Origin of the sequence: Neobacillus drentensis (genome assembly GCF_036965645.1) — a bacterium.
In the GTDB taxonomy this organism is placed as follows: domain Bacteria; phylum Bacillota; class Bacilli; order Bacillales; family Cytobacillaceae; genus Neobacillus; species Neobacillus drentensis_D.
In genome coordinates, this window is record NZ_JBALPZ010000266.1 from 1 (window position 1) to 4120 (window position 4120).

Sequence of the window (4120 nt, forward strand, 5' to 3'; positions counted from 1 at the left end):
CTATAATACTAGTCGATATTAACTAGTATTTTTATAAAACTTCTGAGCAGTTTTGTTGCGTGTTATTATATTTTTATATATTATTAATCCGAGATAATTATTTTCAAGAATATCAAAAAGGAGACTTTATATAAATGAATGTATTAGTAATTAAAGCAAATAACCGTCCAGCTTCAGAAGCTGTTTCTAGTAAAATGTATGAAACTTTCATGGAAAACCTTGAAGGTGTTAACGTAACAACCTACGATGTATTTGCAGAAGACATGCCTTACTTTGGCCAAGATTTGTTCAATGCTTTTGGTAAATTACAATCTGGTGAAGAGTTAACAGATGTTGAACAGCGTATTGTAGCTGCAAAACAAAAAGCAATGGATGCTCTTTCAGCGGCAGATGTTGTTGTATTTGCATTCCCGTTATGGAACTTAACCATCCCAGCGAAATTGCATACATTCTTTGATTATGTAGCTGGAGCAGGTTTCACTTTCAAGTACACTGAAGCTGGTGTAGTCGGCTTGATGTCTGACAAAAAGGCTATTATCCTAAGCGCACGCGGCGGTATTTACTCAACACCTGAGGCAGCCCCAATGGAAATGGCAGCTACTTATGTTAAAAATATGGCAGGCGGCTTATTCGGAATGGAAATCGTTGACGAAGTGGTCATCGAAGGCCACAATGCAGCTCCAGATCAAGCCCAAACGATTATTGCTGAAGGTTTAGCAAAAGTGGCAGAAGCAGCGAAGCGTTTATCAGCTGTTAAAGCTTAATAATTGTATCAATATGGACACAAGAACACCCCTTGTTTTTACAAATAACAAGGGGTGTTTTTTTATCTGTAATAATGTTGCTTGAGTATGTGATTATTTCTAAACAACTATACTTAGAAACCTCCCTTTGTCTGAAGGTAGGTTTTTTATTATATATGGCAATAATTTAGAAAAAGAGGTTTCGGAGGATTTCCCTAATGGCTGAATTGAAATATTTAGAACCCACTGAGCTGCTGGAGAAAATTTATGCCACGTTATGTTCAGAGTATGAGGATGCCGAGCACTACAAAGATGAAAAAGATCAAAATGAGATAGACGTTACCAAAAGGAGGTTGACGAAAAAAATATTTAACGAATTTGTGGTAGATGAGGAGTATTTTTTAACGATGGATGCGGACGTGTTTAAAGAAAGATATCATTTATATGAGGATGATTTTTTGCGGCTGATTAAGCAATGCAGTGAGAACCGAGTCGAGTATGAGACCTTTGTGCAAATTATCGACGACCTGATTGCCAGTGCCAAATATCGGCTCCATGCTTTTGAACAGCTGACGGAGGAGATACAAAAATTGCAGGAAGTGGACGAACAGGAGGAGCCTGAGCATGAAAATGAGGAAGCGGACGAAGAGGAGGAAGAAGCGTAACCTCCGAATTTCTCTAGGAGATTCGGAGGATTTTTCAGCTACCGAAGCCTTCGAAGGTCTGGAGTAATGCATCCATTGTACTATTTAAATAGTATATATTTACCTTAAATAGGTGATTAATGGTCTGTTACCATGAAAACAGATCATTCTGTGGATATACAGTAATGCAAGTTAGTTTCAATTTTTTTGGGAAAAAATCATCATATTGTTTTTTAGACAATTGAGATGGAAGACTGAGTTGCCTATTCCACTATGTTTGATTATGTCTATTTACTTTCTTTATTGGATAAAAATGCAATAGTTTATTGGTGAATCATCAATTAGATCAACCCTTTTCAGATGAAGACTATGAGATATTTTTAGATTAGTAGTTGTTTTTTAATTTGAACATTAACGAGGATTATTTGGGGAAGTGAGCGTTTTGGCAGATAGAATGAGTGGAGTAATCACGATTAACCATTCAACGATCCATCAGGGATTGGATAAAACCACCTTTTTAAGAAACTTCCTTCATGATTATATGACTTTTAGTGAACACGAGGGAGGCAGACTCCATAACATACAAGAACTCATGGATGAAGACCTTATTAACCAGTTTCAGTAAAAAAAGGTGGAATACACAATGGAGTTGAATAATATTATTGATCAGCTGAGCGGTAGTTATTTATCAAGTAAAGAGAGTATCAATGGGCAGACCATTATTGATGTTTATCCCAAAAATAGGGATGGCAGTGCCAATCTTGATTCAGGAGCACGGCTGAAAAATAACCCTTCGAGCTCTGAGTGGACAGTATTTCATGTGCAGCGTGATCAAGAATGTAAGTTAGCTCAATTCAGCGACGAGAAGGCAGCATTATTCGCCCTGTACGTATTACTTAAAGGGAGATTTGAGGAAAGAGGGGGAAATGAAGAGGTCAAGAGAGAGCTAAGAAAGATCGAAAATGACTTCTTAAAGGCCCGTGAAATTCTTGAATCCAATGTGGAGCCATACTATTTTTCTTTAAATCAGCAAAAGGCTGGAGCGGTTAACCTAGAAGAAGTTAATTCGAGATATAATGTGTTTTATTTAACTTTGCAGGACGATAAAGTGGATATCACGAAAGGGAGATCATTAGGCGGGGCATTGGTTGCAATTTATAACTATGGACGAATGTTAGAGAATTTCGAGTCTCTAAAAGACCAAACGGCCAGCAAACTTTCGCCTATGGAAGAAGAGACATTAAAGAGGGTTTATTTGGGGAAGTAAGTGTTTTTGCAATTAAGTAATAGCCAATTAAAATTAGGGCGATCGAAAATGACTTATTTAAGACTTGTGAAATTCATTAGTTCAATGTGGACCTACACTATTTTTAGGCCAGTTTATTCCTATGGCGATGTTGCTTGTGCAGTTAATGGTGTCAGGCACCAATCTATTTAAACTCTATGATTACCATTAAATTCCTGCTAGAATAATAGGTGTAATATTAAGATTATTTTTCCAGTTAAGGATAAATTAAGGCAGCAACTGTTTAATGAATAGAAAAGAGAATTAATAAGGAGATGAACAAGTGAATCGTCTGAAAAATAGGATCGTTTCTTCCGCATTTGCTTTAGGAATCGTAGGTTTAGCTAGTTTTCTAGCGCCTTCCATCTCTTATGCCCAAACTCCGTTAAACGTACCGCTTGTCTCGCAATTGCCAGAATTAAAGAATGGCTGCGAGGTTACTAGCTTATCCATGCTGCTTCGTTACAAAGGTATTAATGTTTCAAAAATGACACTGGCCAGCCAAGTCAAAAAGGATCCAACACCTTATCGCGTCTCTGGAGGTACGACCTACTGGGGAAACCCCAATACCGGGTTTGTCGGCGATATTACCGGCCGTTCCATCGGGTATTCTGTCTATCATGGTCCTGTCTTTCAGTTAGCAAGCAGGTATACAAATGTCATTGATTTAACAGGAAGCTCATTCGATGTCATTTTAAAACAGTTAAGCAAAGGGAAACCGGTCTGGGTCATTACTACAAGCACCTTCGATACGGTGCCAAGTAGTCAGTGGAGAACCATCCAAACGCCAACCGGGCCGCTTAGAATGACTTTTCATGAGCATAGTGTCCTGCTTACCGGTTATGACCAAAACTACGTCTACTTTAACGATCCGCTTGCGAACATTAAAAATCGCAAAGTATCCCGAGCGGCCTTCATTAGAGGCTGGGAGCAATTCGGCAGACAGGCGATCACATATGGTTCAACAAAAGGCGTACTTGATCAACCAGGCACAGGTGCGACTGTCCATGAAACTTCGAATCTATCAGGCTGGTTCTTAGATGAGAGCGGTGTGTCTAAGATTGAAGTACTGGTTGACGGAAAGGTAGTCGGTCAAGCTTCCTATGGTGATGCAAGACCAGATGTAAAAAACGCTTATCCTGACTACAACAATGGGAATGCTGGCTTTCATTATGCTTTGGATACCAAGAAATTGAGTAACGGAAAGCACACTATAACGGTAAAGGAAACAGGTAAAAACGGCTGGACCAGCACATTACCTGGAAAAGTTGTCAACGTTTCAAATGCTAAAGGAGTAATAGATAGTCCAGCGGTCAATGAGAAAACGAAGGGGCAGTACACCGTAAAAGGCTGGTTTTTAGACCAAAGCGGCGTCGCCAAGCTAGAAGTTCTGGTAGACGGGAAAGTAGCCGGTCAAGCCTCCTATGGCGATGCAAGACCAGATGTGA

At 39.2% G+C, this 4120-nt stretch carries 5 protein-coding genes; all 5 read left to right on the forward strand.

All coding sequences use genetic code 11. The features are described from left to right. Window positions 1–134 precede the first annotated feature (134 nt). Window positions 135–764: an FMN-dependent NADH-azoreductase gene (locus V7266_RS30100; RefSeq protein WP_335472936.1), complete on the forward strand. Its 630-nt coding sequence runs from the start codon at window positions 135–137 to the stop codon at window positions 762–764. Window positions 765–961: 197 nt separating this feature from the next. Beyond that, on the forward strand, window positions 962–1408 hold the full coding sequence (locus tag V7266_RS30105; protein WP_335472938.1) for a hypothetical protein: 447 nt from the start codon (window positions 962–964) through the stop codon (window positions 1406–1408). Window positions 1409–1829: 421 nt separating this feature from the next. Continuing rightward, window positions 1830–2012 (forward strand): hypothetical protein, encoded by a 183-nt coding sequence (locus tag V7266_RS30110; RefSeq protein ID WP_335472940.1) that lies wholly within the window; start codon window positions 1830–1832, stop codon window positions 2010–2012. Between the two features lie 18 nt (window positions 2013–2030). After that, a complete protein-coding gene (locus tag V7266_RS30115; protein ID WP_335472942.1) occupies window positions 2031–2654 on the forward strand; it encodes a hypothetical protein in 624 nt (207 codons plus the stop codon). Between the two features lie 301 nt (window positions 2655–2955). Then, window positions 2956–4120, forward strand: a 1165-nt coding sequence (locus V7266_RS30120) for a C39 family peptidase (protein ID WP_335472943.1), incomplete at its 3' end; no start/stop codon positions are given.

Excerpts from the sequence above, each read along its gene's own strand:
- V7266_RS30105 (WP_335472938.1), top strand. The coding sequence starts at position 962 with ATGGCTGAATTGAAATATTTAGAACCCACTGAGCTGCTGGAGAAAATT.
- V7266_RS30115 (WP_335472942.1), top strand. The coding sequence starts at position 2,031 with ATGGAGTTGAATAATATTATTGATCAGCTGAGCGGTAGTTATTTATCA.
- V7266_RS30100 (WP_335472936.1), top strand. The coding sequence starts at position 135 with ATGAATGTATTAGTAATTAAAGCAAATAACCGTCCAGCTTCAGAAGCT.